Here is a 21,846-nt window from a genome sequence, read left to right on the forward strand (position 1 = left end):
CATGATCTGCAGCGCGTAGTGGGTCTGGAACATTTCATCGCGCTGCTCATCGCTCAGCTCTGGGTATTCCTTCGGCACATAGCTCATTTCCGAAGTCGTCACCTGCCAGCCAGCCGCTTTTAGCGCCTTCGTCACTGCATCCAGCGTGGTTAGCTGCGTGAAAAAACGTGCGCCAACGTGGCCCGCCGCCTCTTCGTCCTCGACTTCCATCGCCTCAACGTTCTCCGCTTCGGCCTCCAGCGCCGCCTCCTCGATGTCCAGCGTCTTGTCCGCGTGATGTGCCTCGACCAAGCCCACATGGTCAAACATCCACATCACCTTGCTCATGGTGCCCGCACGGAACAGCACCTTAATGTCCGAAGACGTGCGGTTGTTGTTGTCCGTCAGGCACTCCACGATCACCGGCACCCGGTGCGGCGTGAAGCCCTCATACGTCGTCGTTTCAAACTGCACCGCATCCGGCCCGGTGCCCGAACCCTTCGAGATCGCGCGTTCGATCGTGTCCCGCGTCACGCTTTGTTTCTTCGCAATCGCCACCGCTGCCGCCAGTCGGGCATTGTATTCCGGATGGGGCCCGCCCAGCTTCGCCGCCACCTGGATTTCACGCACCAGCTTCCCCGTGATCTTCCCCTTCTGGTCTGCGGCCATTTCCCGCCATTTCTGTTTCCATTGTGCGCCCATGATGTGTCTTTCAGTTCAAAGTTAGACCACAATCAAAGGTGGGAGCGGTGGGAATGCAAGGAGCACCAACATCCGAGCTACCTAATCGGCTCTGCCTTGCCCGTGCTGATCACATCCAAATACAAAGTCGCCTTTGAAACGGCCTGTATGCTTGTCCAGACGATGGCGATCGTCTCCAACTGCACATGTGAATTGACACGAAGTGCGATGGTCTGCGTTCTTGGAATATTCTTGATCTCTCGTTGAACCGCAGCTCGGATATCATGCATCCGTTGCAGTTTCTGTTTCCTTTGCAGTTCATACAGCTCCCATGGATGCTCAGTTCGTACTTCAGGGGGAGAGAAGTCTAGCATCACTTCCCCCATTTGAATTTTGAGGTCGGATGTAATGCGGACCACCGTTGTGGCGGTCATAGTGTCGGTGGAATGGTCTGCGAGCCTCAATCTGAACTCATAGAAAATGTTACGCTCAATGGATTCGTAAATCCAAGGGGAGGACACTAGGAGAGCCAAGACCACTCCGACCAAGCCAAAAACTCCCCATGGAACAATCCACCTCCATTTGCTGTCAATGCACCCGATTTGCCAGTCCGGTATGCGGCGGGAGGTTGGTCGGTGAGAGCCCATGCGAAAGCCGACGGAGCATGAGAACTCTTTCTTGGGTTCATCTTCCGCTATCCATCACAAAAACCGCGCCGTCCGGCTCTCCTTGCACTTCTTCACCTGCTCCGGCGTACCCGCTGCCACCAGCTTACCACCTTCTGGACCGGCCTCGGGCCCAATATCGATGAGGAAATCCGCTTCCGCATAAACATCCGGGTGATGCTCAATGACGACCACCGTATGCCCTTCATCCACCAGTCGGTGCAGCACATCGATCAAACGCGCCACGTCCTGAATGTGCAGCCCGATGGTCGGCTCCTCAATGAGATACAAATTGCGCTTCCCAGCCACGGTGATGCCTTTCAGCCGCTCCTTGTTCGTGCGGCCATCGCCACTGCGCAACTCAGTCACCAGCTTGATGCGCTGCGCCTCGCCACCACTCAGCGTGGGGCTCGGCTGACCAAGCTGCAAGTAACCTAGGCCAGTGTCCGCCAGCAGCTTGAGCGGACGCGCGATCTTCTGCACCGGCGCGAAAAATTCCGCCGCCTCAGTGATGCTCATGCGCAGCACATCGCCAATGTGTTTGCCGTTGTATTCGATCTCCAGCGTGGACCCATTGAAGCGCAGGCCGTTGCAGGCCTCGCAATGCACGCGGGTGGTCGGCAGAAAGGCCATCTCCACCTTGATCTCCCCATTGCCGCCGCAGGTCTCGCAGCGGCCGCCTTCGGTGTTGAAGGAGAAACGGCTCGCCGTGTAGCCGCGCGTCCGCGCCAGCGGCACCTGCGCAAACAGCGCACGGATGTCATCCAAAATGCCCACATACGTCGCCGGACACGAGCGGCTGGTCTTGCCAATCGGTGATTGATCCACCTCATGCACCGTCTGCAAATTTTCGAAGCCACTGATCGTCTTCCATGCCTTCACTACCTTGATCTTCGACTTGCTGATCTTCTCGCGCACCGCTGGCGAAAGTGCGCCATGCATAAACGAGCTCTTGCCGCTGCCGCTCACGCCCGTCAGCACCGTCAGCCGACCCAGCGGGATGGATACATCGATGTTCTTCAAATTGTTCGCCGTCGCGCCTGTCACGCGCAGCCAGCCTTCCTTGGCTTTCAGCGCTGGCAGTTCCCGACGTGAACCACGCACCGGATGTTTCATCGGCGTGCGCAGGCTCGCACCCGTGACGCTGTTCTTGTTCTTCATGATCTGCGCCATCGTGCCCTGCGCTACGATCTGGCCGCCAAATTTGCCCGCGCCCGGCCCGAGATCGAGGATCGTGTCCGCACGCTTCATCGTCTCATCATCATGCTCCACCACCAGCAGCGAGTTGCCCTTGTCCCGCAGCGCCATCAGCGTGTCGAGCAGCTTCTCGTTGTCGCGCGGATGCAGTCCAATGGTCGGCTCATCCAGCACATACAACACCCCGCGCAGATTGCTGCCAAGCTGCGCCGACAACCGAATCCGCTGCGCCTCGCCACCGCTCAGCGTGTCCGCACTGCGATTGAGCTGAAGATAGCCGAGTCCCACCTCCTGCATGAACTTCAAGCGCTGGGCGATCTCTTTGACGATGTCGAGCGCGATGATGGCTTCTGTGCCTTCGAACTTAAACTTCGCCAGCAGCTTGCCCGCATCTCCCGCCGTCAATCCCGCGAACTGCTGAATCTTCGTCCCCTGCAGTTGCACCGCACGGCCGATCTCATTGATGCGGCTGCCCTGGCAGCTCGGGCACACCTCACGCGGCTTCTCTCCCTCCTCATCCGCACTTGCAAAACGCCGCTCCTCTTCCAGCTCAGCCTCCAGCACTGACACATCCGGCTGCCGGTCGCTCAGATCGCTTTTGTGACCTTTCAGGCCAAAGCCACGGCAGTCCTTGCACCAGCCATGCGGGCTGTTGAAGCTGAACAAACGGGGGTCCAGCTCTTCAAACGACAGTCCGCACGAGGGGCAGCTCATCTCCGTGCTCAGCACGTGCATCGTCTTGTCATTCAGCCGCAGCTTGATCGTCCCCTTGCCCATCTTCAGCGCAGTCTCGATCAGCGGTCGCAGTTTCTCGGCATCATCGCTTTTCGTCACACGGCCGATCACCGCATCAATCGTGTGCTCCTTGAAGCGTTCCAGTCGCTGGAAGCCCATCGTGTCGCGAAACTCGCCATCGACCAGCAGTGTCTCGATGCCGTGCTTGCTCGCATGCTCCGCCACCTCGCTGTGGAAACCCTTGCGCGCCTTGATCAGCGGTGCCAGCAGATGCCCGCCACCGCTGCGCAGATGCTGCTGCACCGTTTTCAGAATGGCCTGCACGCTCTGCTTCTTCACCGGCACATCGCAATGCGGGCAGTACTGCGTGCCCAGCTTCGCATACAGCAGGCGAAAGAAATGATACACCTCCGTCACCGTCGCCACGGTTGATTTGCCACCGCCGCGCGAGATGCGCTGCTCAATGGCCACCGTCGGCGGCACGCCCGTAATGAGATCCACCTCAGGCTTCTCCATCTGCTCCACAAACGTCCGCGCATACACCGACATGCTGTCCAGAAAGCGTCGCTGCCCTTCGGCAAAGACCAAATCAAACGCCAGCGACGATTTGCCCGACCCGCTCAGCCCCGTCACCACCACGAACTCATCCCGCGGAATCTCCACCGAGATGTTTTTGAGATTGTGCTCACGCGCTCCGCGAATGCTGATCGTGTTGCTGCTTTCAGGCGGCAGCGTGAGGTCTCTCCCAGGCGTCTCAGCCACACGGCTGGCACCATGTCCCTTCGCCCCCGAAAGCAGTTCATGGAGATAACGGCCTGTATGCGAAGCCGCACACTCCGCCACCTCTTCCGGCGTCCCGGCAATCACCAAACCACCGCCTGCCTCTCCACCTTCCGGCCCAAGATCAATCACCCAGTCAGCGCATTTGATCACCTCCAGATTGTGCTCAATGACCAGCAGACTGTGCCCTTCTTCAACGAGACGCTGCAGCAGCTTCACCAGCAACGCGATGTCATCAAAGTGCAGGCCCGTCGTCGGTTCATCCAGAAGCAGCAGGCTGCCTGCTGCGGCACCCGCCGGGTTTTCAATCAGGTGCCCGATCAGTTTCAGGCGCTGCGCCTCACCACCCGAAAGCGTGTTCAGCGGCTGCCCCAGCTTCAAGTAGCCAAGTCCCGCCTCATTCAAAAGATGCAGCTGAGCGACAATTTGCTTCGCCTTTTTCGACGACTCAAACAACGGACTGGCAAACCAAGCCACAGCATCCTCCGCCGTCAAGCCGAGCACATCATGAATGCTTTTGTCATGCAGCAAAATCTTCAGAGCATGCGGCTGGTAGCGCTTCCCCTCACACTCAGGGCAGGTCACATACAGATCGCTGAGGAACTGCATCTCGATCTTCTCAAAGCCATTGCCCGCGCAGCGTTCGCAGCGCCCCTCGCCGGAATTGAAGCTGAAGAACCCCGGCATGATGCCCTGCGCCCTCGCATCGTCCGTCTCGCTGAACAGTGTACGGATGTGATCAAACGCTCCCAGAAACACCGCCGGCGTTGAGCGCGGCGTGCGTGCCAGTGGCGACTGATCCACCATCACCACGTCATGCAATTGCTCCCAGCCCGTGATCTTGCTCACGCGCCCCGGCTCTTCCTCACACACCTCACCGCGCAGCCGCTGCAGGTTCCGGTACAGCACATCATGAATCAACGTGGATTTCCCTGAGCCACTCACGCCGGTGATGCAGCAGAACACGCCGAGTGGAATGTCCACATCCAGCTTCTTGAGGTTGTTCTGCCGCGCACCATGGATGCCAAGAAAGCGTGCCGAATCGCGCGTGACTGTTTTGCTTTTAGCTGAGCGCGAGGCCTTCGCAGGCACCGGAGAACCTGCGTCTCCCACCGCGCTGCCACGAGTGATCGAGCGCCGCTGCGCCGGAATGGGCACGCTCTTCCTACCAAATAAATAATCTCCCGTCAGCGACTTCACCTTCTCCCCCAGCTTGCTGAGCGGTCCGCTGAACACCAGTTCTCCACCCTTCTCTCCACGGCCCGGGCCGATGTCGATCAAGTTGTCCGCGCTGCGCATCACCGCCTCCTCATGCTCCACCACCAGCAGCGTGTTGCCCTTGTCGCGCAGCCCTTCCATCACCCCAATGAGACGGCCAATATCACGCGGATGCAGGCCGATGCTCGGCTCATCCAGCACGAACAGCGTGTTCACCAGCGAGGCACCCAGGCACGTCGTGAGATTCACGCGCTGCAGCTCGCCACCACTCAGCGTGCGCGTTTGCCGGTCCAGATTTAGATAGCCCAGCCCCGCACGATCCATGTAGCTGATGCGGCTTGCGATCTCCCCCCGCAACATCGTCGCCACATGATCACTCTCCTTGATCGGCCACGACTGCACCAGCGGATGCAGATCACTCACAGGCAGCCGTGACAGATCCGCAATGGTGTGCTCACCAATGCGATAATTGTAAGCCTCCTTTTTCAAGCGCCCGCCGTGGCAGTCACCGCACTCCGTGTAGGCACGGTAGCGGCTTAGGAACACGCGCACATGCATCTTGTAGCTGCGCGACTCCTGCCATTTGAAAAAGCCCCGCACCCCATACCATTCGCCACGGTTATAAGCGTCCTCAGGATCCTCCCGCGTGCCTTCGATCAGCCACTTGCGATCTTCCTTGGAGTAATCCTCAAACGGCTTGTGAATGTCCACCCCACGCTTCCGTGCCGCCTTCTCCAGATCGACCTGCGACTCGCCATAGGTGCTCCCTTGAAACGGCCGCACCAGCCCCTGATTGATGCTCAGCGACTCATCCGGAATCGCCTTGCCCATGTCCAGCCCCAGCGTGCGGCCAAAGCCCCGACACGTCGGACAAGCCCCAATCGGACTGTTAAAACTGAACAAGCCCGGCGTCGGTGCCGGCAGATTGATGCCGCAGTCCGCACAGCTCCAGTCGGTCGAAAAATGCAGCGTCTCATCATCAATGCTCGCCGCCATCTTGCCTTTGCCATAGCGCAGCGCCGCCTCCAGCGCCTCGCTCACACGCGACCGCTGCTTGGCCTCTAGCACCACGCGGTCCTGCACCACCATCACCTGCGCAGGCAGCTTGCGGCCCTTGAGCGCATCCGCCTCATCCAGACGCACCACATTCCCATACAGCCACACGCGCAGAAAGCCCTGCGCTTGCAGAAACGCCGCAAAGTCCGCCGTCACCGCATCCTTCGGCACCGCCACAGGAAACAAAATCAGCGCCTGCTTGCCCGCATGCGCGTTCAGCAGCTCATTGAGAATACTCTCCGGCGACTCCGGCCGCACCGGCCTGTGGCAAGAAGGACACGTCGCCTCCGCCAGGCGTGGGAACAGCATCTTCAGGTAGTCATTGATCTCCGTGATCGTCCCCACCGTCGAGCGCGTGCTGCGCATGTTGTTCACCTGCTCGATGGCAATCGCCGGCGGGATGCCCTCAATGGAATCCACCTTCGGCTTGTCCATCCGCTCAAAGAACTGCCGCGTGTACGGGGAGAACGTCTCCACATAGCGCCGCTGCCCTTCCGCATAGATCGTATCAAACGCCAGCGACGACTTCCCCGACCCGCTCGGCCCCGTGATCACATTCAGCTTCCCCAGCGGCAGATCCAGATCCACCCCCTTCAAATTGTTCTGCCTCGCCCCGCGAATGCGAATGACATCGTTCAGAGACTTCCGGGCGGCAGATTTTTTGGCAGTACGAGACATGGAGGCGCGAGAGTAATGATACGCCCCCCATTGGCAAACGGGCGCTCATCAGATTCACGCCAACGCAGAATTAAAGCGGCGTCTTCAACCCGGCAGCCTTCGCCAGCTTCTTCTGCCTCGCATCAAACGAGAGGAAATTCTTCGCCGAAAGGTGCTTCGCCGTGGATATATGGAGAATGTCGAGCGTGCGATTGCCGGTGAGCGCCGTGTGTGTGTCGGACAGGTGCTCCGCCATGCGCAGCACAGCATCGGCATCAGTCGGGACAATGGCCACATGACCAGCCGCGATGTCAGACTCCCAGTCTGTGAGCATTTGATCCGCCTCCCTCTGGCTGTACCCCTTCTTTTTATCCTGTCCGTTCAGCCAAACTTGCAGTCGAATGGCCTGACGGAACTCGAACACCAGCAAAGTCGAGACACAAAGCGGTGCCGTCATCTGGTCACGATAGGCATCCGCCACGGGCGAATTGTCCTGCTCGCGGTAAACGGCGCATAGAAAACTGGTGTCTGGGTAATCGTTCATGGTTCACCCGTTTCAAAAGCCCGCATTTCTTCAACTTCCTGTGCGCTGAATACGCGATCACCCCAAATGCGTTTCCTGCGCGCTTTAAAATCTGGCAGTGACTGTGGAGCAGCGTTCTTCACCGGCTTCGCCTTGACCAGCGTCGCCACCGGCTTGTTATGCTTGGTGATCTGAATCTCCTCCCCTGAACGCAGCCACCCTTCGAGCTTGGCGAAGTCATAACGCAGGTCGCGAATGGTAGCGGTTTTCATGATGCCAAAGTATCACAAAGTTTTGTCACACTGTCCAGTGCGAGGTTTGTCACACCTGCCGAAACCAATCTCGAATGCGCTGGCGCAGTGGCTGCAAATCACGCCGCATGTCCACAAACGAGAGCACCACCACACCTCGGGCTTCCGGCGAGTAAATAAGGCCATAACGTTGCGCGATGAGAAGCTTCCGCGTGGGCTTCTCAAAGTAGCCGCCCATCTGAGGCTGCGCCGAAAGCAGCTCCAGCATGCGCTGCACTTCCTCGATCAGACGGACACCGTTATTTTCGCGGGTGTCTTCGAGTTGCTCATAGACTTCCTGAAGCTCGCGCCCGGCTCCCGCAGTCCAGATGATTCCACTCATGCGACTTTCTGCCGGGAAAGGATCTTTCCTTTGAGATCGTCCCACAAGATTCCGCTGTCAGGATCATCGCGGTATTCCTGAAGACGCTGCTGCACCTGCTCTCTCAATGCTGGGTTCCGCTGTGCATCAAGCAGCGCATCCAAGCACAGCTCTTCGGAGAGCTGGAGCTTGTCTTCAACACTCAGCGAATGAAGTGAGGGATGTTGCTCAATGACCATAGTTGTATAATACGGGAAGTATTGGCGGGCTCAAGGGGCGATTTGGGCTTAGCCAACGGTAAACTCCAGTTTTGTCACTAAGAAGTCATCGAACGGGAAGGCGTATGGCTGACCATTAATTTCCATATAAATACATCCGTTTCCAACACCCAAAATCTGGCCCATGTCTGGAAAAGGCTCAGCGCTCGGTGTATCTGGCACCCCGAAATACTTAGTTGTCCATTCGGGGGCTTTGCCGGGCTTGATGAACTTTTCGAAGACTAAAAATCGTTCAGTACTCCAGCAGAGATCATCAAAGACCACGACCGTTTGACTCTCTGGATTGAAAAAAATACGGTTCTCAGCGGAGCCTTCGTTTGCGGCAGAAAAGAGGCTCTCAGCTTCAGCGGCTAATTTGTTATCCCAATAAAGCTGATAACGAGATTCAGTGCGCGTCGGTCCATAAGGACTTCCATTGGAGTAAATGGCTTTTCCGAGCCGTAGCTTCAAAGTCAAATGATCGCCCAATTGCATCGATTTAAAACGGTGACCTGGCCCTTTGGATTCTTCCATTTTTGGGACATCCTCTTGCGTGCACTGATAGCGGCCATAGCGCTCCAAAAAAATTGTTTTCGCATTTTTATCGCGCTCCCGCAATTCAGATACCTCTTTCTCAATACGAACTTGTTCAGCTTCATAATTGCGGTTCCAAGCGGATTCCTTTTGGAAATCTGGCGAATGGCAGCCGGTGATTACGCTCAACCCAAGGAGCAACAAATAGGGCTTGTTCATTTCAGGCTATTTCCCCAGCACCCTCTCCAACCCCTCCACCGTCGTCACCGGTGACTGGCACGTGAAGTTCTGGCAAACATACGCTGCTGGCTGCCCATTCACGGTCTTCATTCCACCAAGCGCTTCATTATAGGTGGCGAGCCACTCCTGCCCAACACCACCATCGGCATGCAGAATCACAGCCGTAGGCAGAAACCGCCGACGCAGATAGCCAGCAAGCGCCTTGAACGCCTCGCTGCCAGCATCACCCGCCAGCACGATCTGCTGCTTGCCGCGATGATGCATATCAAACGCAATCGCCATCACCGGCACCGAGGACGGGCTGCTCTGCAGCGTCGAGCCAAACAGCGCGAAAATTTTCTCCGCCTGCTTCTTCCACGCATCTTTGGCCAGCAACGCGCTGAGGCGCACGAGATTGAGCGCCGCGAGAGAATTCGGTGAAGGCTCCGCACCGTCATAGTCTTCCTTGATGCGCAGGACGCTGTTCGGCATGTCTGTATGCACGCTGTAGTAGCCGCCGTTTTTCGTGTCGAGAAAGAGCGTGTCCATCTCGCTTTGCAGGGCGGTGGCCCATTGCAACCATTTCACCTCAAACGAAGCCTGATAAAGATCAAGCAGTCCGTGAATGAGGCAGGCGTAGTCGATGGCAAAAGCCTTGGGGCCGCGCTGGCCTTCGCGCCAGGAGCGGTGCAACTCTTTGCCCGGCGTGGTGCATAGCTGGTCATGCAGAAACTGCGCCGCACCAGCAGCCAGTGCAATCATCTCAACATCCCCAGACGCAGCCCCCGCACGGGCGAGGCCGGCGATCATGAGTCCGTTCCACGCAGCGATAACTTTGTCATCAAGGTGCGGGCGCGTGCGTTTGGCACGCGCTTCAAAAAGAGTGGCAGTGCCTTGGTCGATGATACCTTTGACTTCTTCTGGCGACTTCTTGAAGTACTCGGCGGTCTTCTTGAAGGAGATCGCGCGGTAGAGAGTATTCAGCCCCTTGAGCTCGCCTTGCGGATCGCTTTCCGGGCGTGCGTTGCCATCGCGACGTGCGCCGTAAGCATAACGAAAAATGCTGCCGTTTTCCTTGCCGAGCAGGTCGTCGATCTCGGCGGCTGTCCAGACGTAGAAAGCACCTTCGGTTTTGTGTGCGGCATCAGCGCTGGCAAGGCTGTCGGCATCTTCGGCGGAGAAAAAGCCGCCGTCTTTCTGCCGCAGATCGCGCTTCACATAGGCCACGGTGCTGCGCACGATGTTTTCAAAAAACACATTCTGCGTGAGCTGCCACGCCTCAGTGTAGGCGGTGAGCAACTGCGCCTGATCGTACAGCATCTTTTCGTAATGCGGGATGTGCCAGTAGCCATCCACACTGTAGCGATGGAAGCCGCCGCCGATGTGGTCACGCATGCCGCCGTTCGCCATGCCACGCAGGGTTTTCACCGTCATCTCCATCGCCCAGTTGCTCTCAGATTCACGGTCGTTGCCCTTCCGCTCCGCGAGGATGCGGTGCACCCGCATCAGCATGTTCAGCGTCGTCGGACGCGGAAATTTCGGCGCACTGCCAAAGCCGCCTTCATGGTAGTCGAAGGAGCCCGAGAGGTCATCGTAAGCCTTCTGCACCAGCGTCTCGTGATTGATCTCGTCCAGCGCAGTGTTTTCGTTGTCCAGATGGTCCTGCAGCTTTTCCACCGAGCGCGCCGCACGTTCATCAATGCCCTTGCGATCTTCCGTCCACACCTTATGCAGCTCATTCAGCAGGTTTTTGAAACCAATGCGCCCCGGCGTATTCTCAGGCGGGTAATACGTGCCACCGTAAAACGGCTTCAGCTCCGGCGTGAGGAAGACGCTCATCGGCCAGCCACCGTGACCGCTCGCTGCCTGCACATACGTCATGTACGTCAGGTCCACATCCGGCCGCTCCTCACGGTCCACTTTGATCGGCACAAAGTTGTCATTGATGAGCTTCGCCGTCTCCTCGTTCTCAAACGACTCGCGCTCCATCACATGGCACCAGTGACAGGTCGAGTAGCCGGAGGAGAGAAAGATCGGCTTGTCCTCAGCCTTCGCTTTTTTGAACGCCTCCTCCCCCCACGGCAGCCAGTTCACCGGATTGTGCGCATGCTGCAGCAGGTAGGGCGAGCGCTCTTTGGCAAGGGCGTTGGTAAATTTGGGGGGCTGGCCGGTCGTATCGCTCATGGTGGGGGTAATGAGATAACGTCCGTATGAGGGCCCAGGTTGCAAGAGGGGAACTGGTCAAATGCTGCGCCGTCAAGAGGTCAAGGTCGTCAAGAGTCGTGCCAGCGCCCTTCTTGACCACCTTGACTTCTTGACCTCTCTCACCCTTCCGCTTTCCCCGGCAGCATCTTCGCCACCACCCACAGCAGCGCTCCTACCACCAAGGCGAGTGCGACCCACAGCCAGGGGCTGCCGTTGCCGGAGGGGTGGCGTGGGTCCGCCTCGTAGCCCGGAAGCTTTTCTTCCTCCCCGAGCGTCCCGACGACTTGGGTGGCGTTCTCGAATTCCTTGCGCACAAACTGGAGATCGTAGCGCGTGTAGGGCGCATGCCGGTTGCCGTAGCAAATCTGCACGGGCGTGGCGTCGGGCACACGAAAGAGCAGCCGGACCACGGGATACAGCACGCGGGCGGAGGTGATTTGCAGCCGCGGATTGTCGCCATTGTCAGTTGCAAGGCGCATCAAGGCGGTGCGCGGGGCGGTGTAAAGCGACAGATGAAAGGTGCTCACCGGCTGGCCGGGCTGGCGCTGCCAGTTGGCGTTGCTCAAAATGCGTTCGAAATGCCCCTTCTCCGTCTCCAGCTGCTCACTGACGGTGAGCGTGCGTGCGAACAGGGGCGTGGGAGAGTCCAGCAGCAACTCGCTCGCTGGAAAATTGGCAAACGGCATCTTCACATCCCATTTGGACCACATGGGTGCCTTGGGATCAGCCACCTCCACAATGTCCACTTCGACTTCACGCTGCGAGCCTGGTTTGTTGGCGAGAAACGAGAGTTGATGCCCCTCACGCACCACGCGCACATCGTGCAGATCATTGGCCATGCGTGCGAGAACCTCTGGGGTGAGCTCCACTACGATCACCCCAGGCTCCTTGAACTGCACCTGCCGTTGAAATGACCACGGAGAAATATCGATCTCCGGCCCCACATCGCCCACCTCCGGCGCAGTGGCAGTCTTGCGAAAATCCGCATTGGCCTCCACAGCACTGGCCGTGGCGGACTGCGCGGAGGCATCCCGCAGTTTCTCACCGAGCACAGCGATGTCGTAGCGCGGCTCAGTGGCCTGTGCGTTGCCAATGTAAAGCTGCCATTCACCCGCAGCATCCGCTTGAAACACCACGGGCACCGGATGCCGCGTGGCCTCGATGCTCTCGATCTTCAGCGGCGGGCTGTCGCCATTGCGGATGACGAGTTCGACTTCTCGTGTGGTGGCCAGTTGATGCACCGCGATGTCGAGATCCTCCCCACTGCGGCCTTCGTGCTGGAGACGGAAGAGCGTCGCACGCGCGTCCAGCAGCGTAGCATCACGTTGAAACACAGGTTCAGGCGTATGCAGCCGCACCTTGCCGAGCAAGAGGTTCGCGCTGCCCAGGTCGAGTTTCAGATGCGTCTCTCCGGCTGTCTCTGTGCGCTCACGCATCCTCACTGGCTGCGCCAGCGTGCGCCATTCCGGCAGATCACGCCGCACCTGCGCACCGGTGAAAACCACAGGTGTGCTTCGCGCATCATCCAGGGTGACACGCAATTGCCTCCACGCAGCCGCAGCGAAAGTGAAGCGCAGACGCTCTGTACCATTCTGGCGGCAGATCAGTTCGTTGCTAGCCAGTGTCTGCCACTGGCTGCCGTCATTGCTACCCTCTAGCGTGGCGGATTTGATAAACTCCGCCGCATTCGTTTGCAGCAGCACTTCCGTGATCGTACTTCCCGCAGGCGGCTGAAACTCGAGCACGGTGGCGCTCGGATTCAGCGTCGTCTTAAATCCGGCAGCGTTCACCATCTCAGGCCGGAGGATGCGTGGCAAAGCGATGATGTACGGCATCGCCAAGCCCGCTGGACTGACGACCCGCAGATCATGAAACGCCGCACCACCCTTCGCACTCGAAGCATCCAGCAGCTCCGGTTCGAGTTCAATGCGCGTCAGACCCGGCTGCGCGATTCGCACCGTTTGACGATGCGTCCAGGCAGCAAAATCAGCCGCCCCGGCAACCGATGACAGGCAAAGAGCAAGAAGCAGGAGAGGCGTTTTCATGTGGGGAAGAAAGTAGTTCAGAGCTTTAGCTCGTTCCGGGCGCATGGCGTTCACTGAAAAAATTTAAAGTTCCAAAATCACTTCAGGTCATCACTCAGAAAACGCTGATACAAAAACGAAGCCGCCAGCGCAATGACAGCCACGACCATCAGCGCACCAATACGGTAGATGCTTTCAATGTTCGCAAGATCATGCAGAAACAGCTTCAGCAACGCCGCCGCGAGCAAGCCGATGCCAGCATACCGTGTGGGCGCATTGCGCTGCCAGATGCCGAGCATGAGCAGCACCAGCGCATACAAGGCCCACGCGATGGTGTAAGTCATGTCACGGCCAAAACTCCCATCGAAGTCAAAGGTGATCGACCGCTCACCCGCAGGCGTGAAGGCATCCGCGATCTCAATGTTCAGCAGCAGAAAAATCAGGACACCGCCGAGGGCGCAGAACAGGCCGCGCAGGTTGACCTTGTTCCAGCAATCGTTCGGCGGAGTGAGCCAGCGTGCCGCGGCAAACAGCGCCAGCGCAGAAAGGCTGTAGGCATACAGCTGCCAGTTGAGGATCGCCGTCTCTCCCCGCGTTTGATATTCCAGCACCGCAGGATTGAGCGCGAGTCGCACGAAGGAAGCGACCAGCAGCACCGTGCCCGTGCCTCGCAGTCCTGGATGCGGCACCCGGCGGAAAAGCCAGCACAGCGCCGCACCTTCCAGCGCCCAGCCAATCGTGATCCACTGCTTCTCAAACTGGATCGGGAAGATGAGCGTGATGAAAAACAACGCCACACCTCCCAACCACGCAAGCTGAGCAAGACGCGCAGGATTGTCCGCGCTGTGCTGCTTCAGCACAAAGACGAGGCACAGCAGCGGCGCGATGGCAAAGGCCACCGGCAGCAGCCCCATCATCTCATTGGGCCAGGTCAGACCCACGAGACGATACACAAGGCCAAAGGTCCCCAAACCTGCCGCAGCAGACGCGATCCATGGAAGCTGCCGCCTGGCAAAGAGCTTCTCAAACACGAGCGGAAATGCCGTGAAGAGCACATAGAAACCGAGATACCACAGCAGAGGCGTGGTGGCATGCTCCACGCTGAAGCTCTGCTGATGCCACGCCCACTCAAGCGCCAGCACACAGCCCAGCGCCGTGGGCACCAGCACCGTGATTCCGCTGATGCAGGCGAGACCGAGGAGAAACACCGTGAGCAGCAGCGCGAGGCCAAAGACCGGCGAAGGATCCACCACATTCAGGTGCAGCGTGGCGAGAATCAGCAGCGCAAAGGGCAGCACCGCCGAACTCACCGGCAGCATGGAAGCAAACGGCACCTTGGGCATCCTGCGCGAAAGCAAGCTGCTGGCGATGCCAAACAACACCGCAAAGCCACCCAGCACGATGAGGAACGGCCCCAGCCCGCCCGTGGTGTTCGAAGGCAGACGAAACAGCCACGCTCCCGCCGTGATCAGCGTCAGTGCCAGTGCCGCCAACACCGGAACCAAAGCACCCGTGAAAACCGCCAGCCCAATGATAAGCAAATCCACAAGCAAGATCGCCGGCCACAGCATAAGGCTGACCGAATCCAGACACAGCACCGGCATGAGCAGCAGCACCAGCGAAATGACCGGCGTCCAGCTCATGAAGAGCGTGGCGGACTGGCTGCGCCGCTGCCACAGCACCGCAAACGCGGTGTGCATCATGCCAAAGCCCAGATAAATGCCCAGTGCATACGGCAGCAGTTCAGCATTGAGTTTCGACGTCGTCCAAATCGTGAGATGCAGAAACGTGACTGCGGCGATGATGCCTTGCGCCCTAGCCACACGCGGCTGCTGCCACACGATGAGCAAAACAATGGCATTGATGCCAAGCACAAAGCTGTACAGCAGCGCTGGCCGTTCGGTGATGGCGCCAAAATCAAGGAAGAAGCCTGCGGCGAGCATCGCACTGCCGCACAGCGCCAGCGCCGATCCGGCAGGGAAGGCATCGTCATCTGCACGCTGACGTGACCACCACGCAGCCAGCATGAACAGCGCAGCAAAGCCCAGAAACACGATCACTGGAATCCACGTCGCCGAACCCATCGCATAGTTCGATGAGTGGAAGAACTTCACCGTCCACCCCGCCTGCATGACGATCGTGCCAGCTGCAGCCAATGCCGTGAGATACAGCCACCGTTTATTCTTAGCTACAGCCAGCACTCCGATATCCAGCAGCGCGATGTAGCTGAACAGCCCGCTAGGATTGTCATGACCTGTGGAGCAGAGGATCGGTGTCAAAAAGCCCCCGAGCATGCCGAGCACTGCCACCACCTGGGCATTCATGCGCACTGCCAGCAGGAACGCCGTTGCAGTGATCAACGTCATCAACCCAAACGTCACCAGCGCGTGGTCAAACGGCGGAATGTGATACAGCGCATGTGCCGCAAAGCTCACACCATAGAGCACCACAATGCCCGTCGCGCACAGCGTATGCGCGAGCGTGGCATACGCCTTGCGGCGCTGGATCACGACGCCCGCGCCCACCAGTCCCGCACCGATGACAAAGCCAATCGCCGTGCGCAGTTCCGGCGAAATCCAGCCGCGCTCAATGCTGAGCTTCACGAAGAAAATGATGCCGAGAAACAAAGCCAGTCCGCCCACCCACGCGAAGAGCTTCGCGCCCATGAACTGCTCCAGATTGATGCTTGGCGCCGCTGCCGGACGTGGTTCGAGCGCAACCGATGGGCTGAAATCCGAACTGCGAACGCTGGGTGGCGGTTCGGGTGTTTGGGCGAAGACGGGAGCGGGAAGCGGAATCGGCGGCGGTGCTGATTCCGCAGTGGACGCCGCTTCGATGACTGGTGGGGCAACGGGTGCAGGCGCAGCAATGAATTCACGCGGTGCCACAGGCGGGGCGCACGCCGCCATCGCAGCCATTGCGGGAGCTTGCTGCGGCTGCTTGTTCGCCGCTTCGAGCGCTTCGATACGCTGGATCAATCGTGCCTCGCGTTCGATATTGCGCGTGGCATTTTCTCGAAGTGAGCCGGTTTCGGCACCCAGCTCCTCGACGCGCCGCCGCGCCTTGGCAGCCAAGACAAGCGCGATGATGGGCACGATGAGCACCGCGCCACCGATCATCACGAGAAGGAAAATGATTTCATCCATAAGGTATGGTGCAGTCTCTCAGGGATCGGCAGACAAGGGAAATTGATATTTCCACGTGGCATCATTGATAAACCGTATAGCCTTTCCCTGGCATGAACGTCCATCACCTCGAACTCTTCTACTACGTGGCACGTCACGGCGGCGTCAGTGCTGCCGCCCGGGCCATGCCCTACGGCATTCAGCAGCCCGCCATCAGCGCCCAGATTCTGCAGCTCGAAGACGCACTCGGCGTCACCTTGTACCAGCGCCGCCCCTTCCAGCTCTCGCGCGAGGGGCAGACGCTCTATGATTTCATCGCGCCCTTCTTCGGCGGTCTCACCGAGATGGCCGATCGCCTGCGTGGCGGCGGTGAAAACCGGCTGCGCATTGCCTCCGCAGAGGTCGTGCAGCGAGACTACCTGCCAGAGCTATTTGGGCGCATGCGCCAGCGAGTGAAGGGCTTTCATTTCACGCTCACCCATGGCCGTCAGCAGGAAATTGAGTCTCTCCTGGCCGCACAGGAGGTGGACATTGGGTTCGGCACCCTGATGGAAAAAACCGTGGCCAACATTGAGTCGCGCGAACTGATCCGGCTGCCCATGGTCCTGCTGGTTACAAAGCAGAGCGGCATCACCAAGGCCGAACAGATTTTCGAAAAGGACCGCATCGACTTGCCCCTCGTCACCTTGGAGGCCCGAGATGTGGTGTCGCGTTCATTTCAGACCTCCTTGCGCCAGCGGGGTCTCGAATGGCTCCCCAGCCTCGAAGTCGGCAGCTTCGATCTCGTGCTGCGCTACGTCGTCGAAGGTTTCGGCGCAGGATTAATTCTTCGCCATCCACGCATCGAGTTGCCCGCCAACGTGAAAGCACTCCCCTTGGTTGATTTCCCGCCACTGTGTTTCGGCGCCCTTTGGACAGGACGACTTTCACCGCTGGGCGAGGCCTTCCTTGCGGAAGCGACCGCGCTGGCCGGTGAACTGGTCCGGTAAGGTGCTGCGAGGCTGAGACGAAGCTTGGTGAGCGAGCGCCACCGGCCTGTCTTTGTTCGTGCCGTGAGTGCTGCTTATCTTCATGCCTCTTTGCGCTCCGCCCACTTTTTGCCGGTGGCAAGGGCGCGGAGTGTTTCGCCGAGGCGGCGCTGGATGGTTTCCTCCTGCTTTGCGGTGCTGATCCACACCTTGTACTCGCGCTGGCAGGAAATGCTCATGGCCTTGAAGCCCGCCGCAGCCGCCGGGTTTTGCTTCAAGCCTTTGGCAAGTGCCGCTGGCATGGGCCATTCGGCACGGTTCTTTGGCAGTGGCGGCTTGGCGGATTCATCGGCATCCAGCGCCACGGCCGCATGCACCAGGCGCTGCAAGGCCTTTGCATTCAGTTTCTCCAGCTTGGTGACGCGAATGGTCTGGATGCTGGTATTGACCTCTCCGCCATCAAACAAATCCGTGATCTCGCGCAGTTCCGTGCCGCGAAAGAAAGTAATGCCGAGGTGCTTTTGGCAGGCGCTGAGACCGCAGATGTTTTTCCGCCCGCTGAAGCACAGGATGTTCCATTTGATGGACTCGGTGAGGTCAGGCTCCCACCGCTGAATCCAGCCGCGCACCTGCCGCGCCATGGTCTGCGAAAAATCCGGCGCGAGATCGAGCCAGGTTTCGGGATCACGGGTGGTCGTGCGCGCGCAGTCCATGCTTGCGTGACTCAGCCCACCGGTGTGAGCACCACCTTATTGACGTCGAGCACGGCACTCTTGGTTTTCGACACGGGGTCAATCACCACACGCATCTTGCCCGCTTTTTTGATCTCTACTTCACCGACGGCTACTTCGGACCACTTCTGGAAGCCTCCGGTGTCTTTGACGGTGAATTTAAGCTCCTGCTCCCCGAGCTTCACCGCGACTTCGCTGCCTTCATTGCCGGTGCCGCATCCGTGGACGACGGTCACTTTGTAGCGGCCCGGTTTGGTGACTTCGAAATCCCATTCGGCGAAGTCGTCCTCGCTCGTCCAGAAGCCGAGGCAATTTTTCTCGGATTTCGGTTCGTAGCGCATGCTTTCAGACCACGTCGTGGCGCTGCTGGCGTCCAGCACGATGCTGCCATCCGCAGCCTGCACGGGCGCGGGGCCTTCAGGCGCAGGCACAAAGGCCACCTCTTGGATTTCAAAGCCGGGCTCCGTTCCAGTGGCGGCGGCATAAAGCGAAAAGGGATACATGGTGGGCTTTTCCACATACACCGTCCCATAGACGACGCGCTTGGGCTGGCTGGTGGCCATGAGCGTCTTTTTCAGCGGTTGCTGGGCAAAGCGGAACTGCGTGCCCAGCGAGGCATTTCTGAGCGTGTAGGTCACGCGCACCTCATAGCGGCCCCAGCGTTTGGCAGTGAAACTCTCGCAGTCGTATTGATCCCAGTGCTGCTGGGAGGAGTGCTTGATGTCCTTGGGCTCAATGACGATCACCCCACGGGTCGGTTCATCGACGCGCGTAACATGCTCGTCACTGCCAAATCCGTTCAGATCCACGGGTTCAGCGGCAAACAACGCCTCTGCGGGTTTGGCAGGGGCAGGAACGGGGGCGACAGGCTTGGCGGCCACCGGTGCTGGCGCAGGTGGCGGCGTGGCGGCGGCGGGCTGCTCTTGCTTGCCACAGGAGTTAAGAGCGAGAATCAGCGCAAGTGCGCTGGCGGCATGGGTAAGAGCGAAGCATTTCATGGTGGTCAGGGAGGCCATGATGCAACGGCTCTCCTCATCAGCAACTTAGATCATTTTCCTCTGCCCCACCAGTCGCAAACAGCAGGCCCGCAACAGAAACGCACGGGGACTTTCGTCCCTGTGCGCGGCTCAACTTTACCTTCGGACCCAACAAAAAAAAGACTCGAAATTAGAAACGGATGCTCATGTCCATGGTGAAGCGGTTGTTGGACAGGCCATAGGGTTTCACGACCGCCATTTCATAGGCAAAGCCGAGATCGACATTCTTCTGAATGCGTGAGCGGAAACCAATGCCCAGCATGCCCTGGGTGGTGCCACGTGCATTGCCCGCGCCGAAGTTGATCACATCATAGCCATTGCTGCGCAGGCCGGGGATGTTGGAGGCATTGTTGAGCGTGGTCCAGAAGTTCGCCGTGGCGAAGGGGATGAACCATTTGCAGACGTAGTAGTCCACCATGAGGCTGTAATGCGCCATGGTGTTCTGTTCGGCGCGCAGCATCGGGATGAGCGCACCGATGTTCCCGGTGAGGTGCAGATCTCCGAAGCCCTTCGCAAAGGAGACGAAGGGATTGAACTGGCCTGAACCACGGCCATTGAAGACCTTGTTGTCACCTGTCGGCAGTTGAAAGGTGAAGCCCGGTGTCAGGATGAACTGGTTTTCGACATCATTGATCAACGCATATTTAAAACCAGCCGCCAGATCCATCCAGCCGCCGCCTTTCACCCCGGTGCCATTGATGTTCAGGTAGCCGTCCTGCGTGGCGATGAAGGCGAGGCGGTCCGTGATCGCATAGCGGAACTGAACGGCGGCCACGCGGGCGCTGCCACGGCCGGTGACAAACTGGCTGTCGAAGTTGTGATAGATGAAGATGGGGCGGATCTCGGAGCGGATCACCGGGTCTTCAAAATACATCGGGTTTGTGACCGGGGAGATGGTGTTCTCCTTCCAGTCAAAAGCATCGACGGCGGGATTCTTCGCAGCGGCGGGTGTGCCGGCGCTGGCGGTTGATAATGAGACGGCTGCCACGGCGCTGAATCCCAGCGCAAGCAACCACCGATTCGGGGAGTGTGGTTTGTTGTCCATGCGCAGATAAAGCACACACGCATGCGCTTTGATCTGCGTGGATTGGCATCCACTGAGCAAGTTCTGTGACGATCATGAGACGCAATCTCTCAACGCTGCCGCGCTTCACAAAACAAGAGGCCCAGAATGAACTCACGCCGCGCATGGCGCGTGAATCCCGCCGCCGTCAGATACGGCTCCACGTTCACCAGTTCATTTGCTGACAAGCGTGTCACGCAGCGAAAGAACGCATACAGAAAGCCCACGATCACCCGGCTGGAGAGACGCCGCAGGCCTGCGGGGGCGATTTGAAAATCGGCGAGCAACCACTGCGCATCCGGAGTGGCCGCGCTGGCGATGGTGGGGATCAACTGTTGCAATTGATCCGCGCGAAAGCAGTCGAGGAAGAAGCAGGTGACGATGAGATCAAATGTGGCTACAGGTGGCTGCCAGATGAGAGCATCGGCGTGGATGAATTCTACGTACGCATGGGCCAGTCCCGCACGCTGAAGCCGTGTGCGGGCGAGATCGATCATCACCGCGCTGGCTTCCACCACCGTCACGTGTGCGGCGGGAAAATGGCGGCAGAGTTCGAGGAGGAAGCGGCCGTTGCCTTCGCCGTACACCAGCACGTGCTGCGGTGTGGAAAGGGCTGTCAGCAAGGCGGTGCGGCAGCGCTGCAACTGCCCACCGGCACATAGCGCCTCCATCCAACGATAATGCGGTGCAAGCAGGTCAAAACTCATGCGGCAGTCAAAGCTGCGAACACCACGATTCGCAACCCCCACCCATTCCTCACTTTCACGATCCCAGTTTCCGGCCTAATTCGTCCTTCCGCATTCGTCATTCGACATCCCCCCCCATGAAACTCACCTCCTTCAACGTTAACGGCATCCGAGCCTCCCTCGGCAAAGGTCTCCGCGAATACATGCTCGATGGCGATGCCGATGTCATCTGCTTGCAAGAAACCAAGGCGCAGGAGGAGCAGGTGGATCTGAGCTGGTTCACCGGCTACAACGCCGTCTGGAACAGCGCGGTGAAGAAGGGCTATTCCGGCACGCTCATCCTCAGCCGCGTGCCTTTCAAGACGAACACGCTGGGCTTCGGCATTGATGAGCATGACCGCGAAGGGCGGCTGATCACCGTGGAGTTTCCCGATTTCTACTTGGTGAATGTGTACACGCCTAACTCGCAGGCCGAGCTTGCCCGGCTGAGTTATCGCCTGTCCTGGGATGATGCGTATCGCGCCCATTTGAAGAAGCTGGAGAAGAGCAAGCCCGTCATCGCCTGCGGCGACCTGAACTGCGCGCATCAGGAGATCGATCTCGCCAATCCGAAATCGAATCGCATGAACCCCGGCTTCAGCGATGACGAACGTGCCAGCTTCACCAAGCACCTCGACGCCGGCTTCCTTGATGTGTTCCGCCAGTTCGATCCGAATCCGGGGCGGTATACCTGGTGGACGCAGCGCACGCCGGAGGCGCGTACGAAGAACATTGGGTGGCGTCTGGACTACTGGCTCGCTTCGGAGAAGCTTAAGTCGGCGTTGAAGTCATGCACGATCCGTGATGACATCCGCGGGAGTGACCACTGTCCGGTGGAACTGGTGGTGGGGTGAT

The 21,846-nt window shown here is 58.9% G+C and carries 17 protein-coding genes; 2 read left to right on the forward strand and 15 right to left on the reverse strand.

The features are described from left to right. The 11 genes from PSV43_RS16250 to PSV43_RS16300 all read right to left on the reverse strand — a co-directional run. Nucleotides 1-681, reverse strand: a 681-nt coding sequence (locus PSV43_RS16250) for a YebC/PmpR family DNA-binding transcriptional regulator (RefSeq protein ID WP_300199563.1), incomplete at its 3' end; no start/stop codon positions are given. A gap of 77 nt (nucleotides 682-758) precedes the next feature. Continuing rightward, on the reverse strand, nucleotides 759-1,094 hold the full coding sequence (locus PSV43_RS16255) for a hypothetical protein (RefSeq protein WP_300199566.1): 336 nt from the start codon (nucleotides 1,092-1,094) through the stop codon (nucleotides 759-761). 267 nt (nucleotides 1,095-1,361) lie between these two features. After that, the gene (locus tag PSV43_RS16260; RefSeq protein WP_300199569.1) at nucleotides 1,362-6,989 is read right to left on the reverse strand and encodes an excinuclease ABC subunit UvrA; all 5,628 of its coding nucleotides are present in this window, start codon (nucleotides 6,987-6,989) and stop codon (nucleotides 1,362-1,364) included. 70 nt (nucleotides 6,990-7,059) lie between these two features. Continuing rightward, entirely contained in the window at nucleotides 7,060-7,512 is a 453-nt protein-coding gene (locus tag PSV43_RS16265; protein ID WP_300199572.1) for a type II toxin-antitoxin system VapC family toxin, read from the reverse strand. After that, nucleotides 7,509-7,763, reverse strand: coding sequence for a hypothetical protein (locus tag PSV43_RS16270; protein ID WP_300199575.1), 255 nt, complete (start codon nucleotides 7,761-7,763; stop codon nucleotides 7,509-7,511). Before PSV43_RS16270 ends, PSV43_RS16265 begins: the two co-directional genes overlap by 4 nt. A 49-nt stretch (nucleotides 7,764-7,812) precedes the next feature. Continuing rightward, nucleotides 7,813-8,124, reverse strand: a complete 312-nt coding sequence (locus tag PSV43_RS16275) for a type II toxin-antitoxin system RelE/ParE family toxin (protein WP_300199577.1) — start codon at nucleotides 8,122-8,124, stop codon at nucleotides 7,813-7,815. After that, a complete protein-coding gene (locus PSV43_RS16280) occupies nucleotides 8,121-8,342 on the reverse strand; it encodes an addiction module protein (RefSeq protein WP_300199580.1) in 222 nt (73 codons plus the stop codon). The genes PSV43_RS16275 and PSV43_RS16280 overlap by 4 nt, the downstream gene beginning before the upstream one ends. Before the next feature lie 48 nt (nucleotides 8,343-8,390). Further along, a complete protein-coding gene (locus PSV43_RS16285; RefSeq protein ID WP_300199582.1) occupies nucleotides 8,391-9,113 on the reverse strand; it encodes a hypothetical protein in 723 nt (240 codons plus the stop codon). Nucleotides 9,114-9,119: 6 nt separating this feature from the next. Next, nucleotides 9,120-11,297 carry a thioredoxin domain-containing protein gene (locus PSV43_RS16290; RefSeq protein ID WP_300199585.1) on the reverse strand — a complete coding sequence of 726 codons (2,178 nt, stop codon included), beginning with the start codon at nucleotides 11,295-11,297 and terminating at the stop codon, nucleotides 9,120-9,122. A gap of 140 nt (nucleotides 11,298-11,437) precedes the next feature. Then, complete coding sequence (locus PSV43_RS16295; RefSeq protein WP_300199587.1) at nucleotides 11,438-13,363, reverse strand: DUF3999 family protein; 1,926 nt, start codon at nucleotides 13,361-13,363, stop codon at nucleotides 11,438-11,440. A gap of 77 nt (nucleotides 13,364-13,440) precedes the next feature. Continuing rightward, complete coding sequence (locus PSV43_RS16300) at nucleotides 13,441-16,488, reverse strand: DUF2339 domain-containing protein (RefSeq protein ID WP_300199590.1); 3,048 nt, start codon at nucleotides 16,486-16,488, stop codon at nucleotides 13,441-13,443. A gap of 92 nt (nucleotides 16,489-16,580) precedes the next feature. Here PSV43_RS16300 and PSV43_RS16305 point away from each other — a divergent pair, with 92 nt between their 5' ends. Continuing rightward, the gene (locus PSV43_RS16305; protein ID WP_300199593.1) at nucleotides 16,581-17,456 is read left to right on the forward strand and encodes a LysR family transcriptional regulator; all 876 of its coding nucleotides are present in this window, start codon (nucleotides 16,581-16,583) and stop codon (nucleotides 17,454-17,456) included. An 80-nt stretch (nucleotides 17,457-17,536) separates the two neighbouring features. Here the strand turns inward: PSV43_RS16305 and PSV43_RS16310 are convergent, their stop codons facing one another. From PSV43_RS16310 to PSV43_RS16325, 4 genes are all read right to left on the reverse strand, one after another. Next, on the reverse strand, nucleotides 17,537-18,148 hold the full coding sequence (locus tag PSV43_RS16310; RefSeq protein ID WP_300199596.1) for a YdeI/OmpD-associated family protein: 612 nt from the start codon (nucleotides 18,146-18,148) through the stop codon (nucleotides 17,537-17,539). Nucleotides 18,149-18,159: 11 nt separating this feature from the next. Next, nucleotides 18,160-19,164, reverse strand: coding sequence for a hypothetical protein (locus PSV43_RS16315; protein ID WP_300199599.1), 1,005 nt, complete (start codon nucleotides 19,162-19,164; stop codon nucleotides 18,160-18,162). Between the two features lie 169 nt (nucleotides 19,165-19,333). Beyond that, a complete protein-coding gene (locus PSV43_RS16320) occupies nucleotides 19,334-20,248 on the reverse strand; it encodes a hypothetical protein (RefSeq protein ID WP_300199602.1) in 915 nt (304 codons plus the stop codon). Between the two features lie 89 nt (nucleotides 20,249-20,337). Beyond that, on the reverse strand, nucleotides 20,338-20,973 hold the full coding sequence (locus tag PSV43_RS16325) for a class I SAM-dependent methyltransferase (protein WP_300199605.1): 636 nt from the start codon (nucleotides 20,971-20,973) through the stop codon (nucleotides 20,338-20,340). Nucleotides 20,974-21,089: 116 nt separating this feature from the next. Here PSV43_RS16325 and PSV43_RS16330 point away from each other — a divergent pair, with 116 nt between their 5' ends. After that, a complete protein-coding gene (locus PSV43_RS16330; protein WP_300199608.1) occupies nucleotides 21,090-21,845 on the forward strand; it encodes an exodeoxyribonuclease III in 756 nt (251 codons plus the stop codon). The last annotated feature ends 1 nt before the right edge of the window (nucleotide 21,846 follow it).

Source organism: Prosthecobacter sp. (assembly GCF_029946185.1).
GTDB lineage: Bacteria > Verrucomicrobiota > Verrucomicrobiia > Verrucomicrobiales > Verrucomicrobiaceae > Prosthecobacter.

What these genes read in the sequence shown, in the direction of transcription:
- PSV43_RS16300 (WP_300199590.1), bottom strand. Translation starts at nt 16,488, where the DNA reads ATGGATGAAATCATTTTCCTTCTCGTGATGATCGGTGGCGCGGTGCTC.
- PSV43_RS16290 (WP_300199585.1), bottom strand. Translation starts at nt 11,297, where the DNA reads ATGAGCGATACGACCGGCCAGCCCCCCAAATTTACCAACGCCCTTGCC.
- PSV43_RS16265 (WP_300199572.1), bottom strand. Translation starts at nt 7,512, where the DNA reads ATGAACGATTACCCAGACACCAGTTTTCTATGCGCCGTTTACCGCGAG.
- PSV43_RS16320 (WP_300199602.1), bottom strand. Translation starts at nt 20,248, where the DNA reads ATGGACAACAAACCACACTCCCCGAATCGGTGGTTGCTTGCGCTGGGA.
- PSV43_RS16325 (WP_300199605.1), bottom strand. Translation starts at nt 20,973, where the DNA reads ATGAGTTTTGACCTGCTTGCACCGCATTATCGTTGGATGGAGGCGCTA.
- PSV43_RS16285 (WP_300199582.1), bottom strand. Translation starts at nt 9,113, where the DNA reads ATGAACAAGCCCTATTTGTTGCTCCTTGGGTTGAGCGTAATCACCGGC.
- PSV43_RS16305 (WP_300199593.1), top strand. Translation starts at nt 16,581, where the DNA reads ATGAACGTCCATCACCTCGAACTCTTCTACTACGTGGCACGTCACGGC.
- PSV43_RS16315 (WP_300199599.1), bottom strand. Translation starts at nt 19,164, where the DNA reads ATGAAATGCTTCGCTCTTACCCATGCCGCCAGCGCACTTGCGCTGATT.
- PSV43_RS16275 (WP_300199577.1), bottom strand. Translation starts at nt 8,124, where the DNA reads ATGAGTGGAATCATCTGGACTGCGGGAGCCGGGCGCGAGCTTCAGGAA.
- PSV43_RS16295 (WP_300199587.1), bottom strand. Translation starts at nt 13,363, where the DNA reads ATGAAAACGCCTCTCCTGCTTCTTGCTCTTTGCCTGTCATCGGTTGCC.
- PSV43_RS16260 (WP_300199569.1), bottom strand. Translation starts at nt 6,989, where the DNA reads ATGTCTCGTACTGCCAAAAAATCTGCCGCCCGGAAGTCTCTGAACGAT.
- PSV43_RS16330 (WP_300199608.1), top strand. Translation starts at nt 21,090, where the DNA reads ATGAAACTCACCTCCTTCAACGTTAACGGCATCCGAGCCTCCCTCGGC.
- PSV43_RS16255 (WP_300199566.1), bottom strand. Translation starts at nt 1,094, where the DNA reads ATGACCGCCACAACGGTGGTCCGCATTACATCCGACCTCAAAATTCAA.
- PSV43_RS16310 (WP_300199596.1), bottom strand. Translation starts at nt 18,148, where the DNA reads ATGGACTGCGCGCGCACGACCACCCGTGATCCCGAAACCTGGCTCGAT.
- PSV43_RS16280 (WP_300199580.1), bottom strand. Translation starts at nt 8,342, where the DNA reads ATGGTCATTGAGCAACATCCCTCACTTCATTCGCTGAGTGTTGAAGAC.
- PSV43_RS16270 (WP_300199575.1), bottom strand. Translation starts at nt 7,763, where the DNA reads ATGAAAACCGCTACCATTCGCGACCTGCGTTATGACTTCGCCAAGCTC.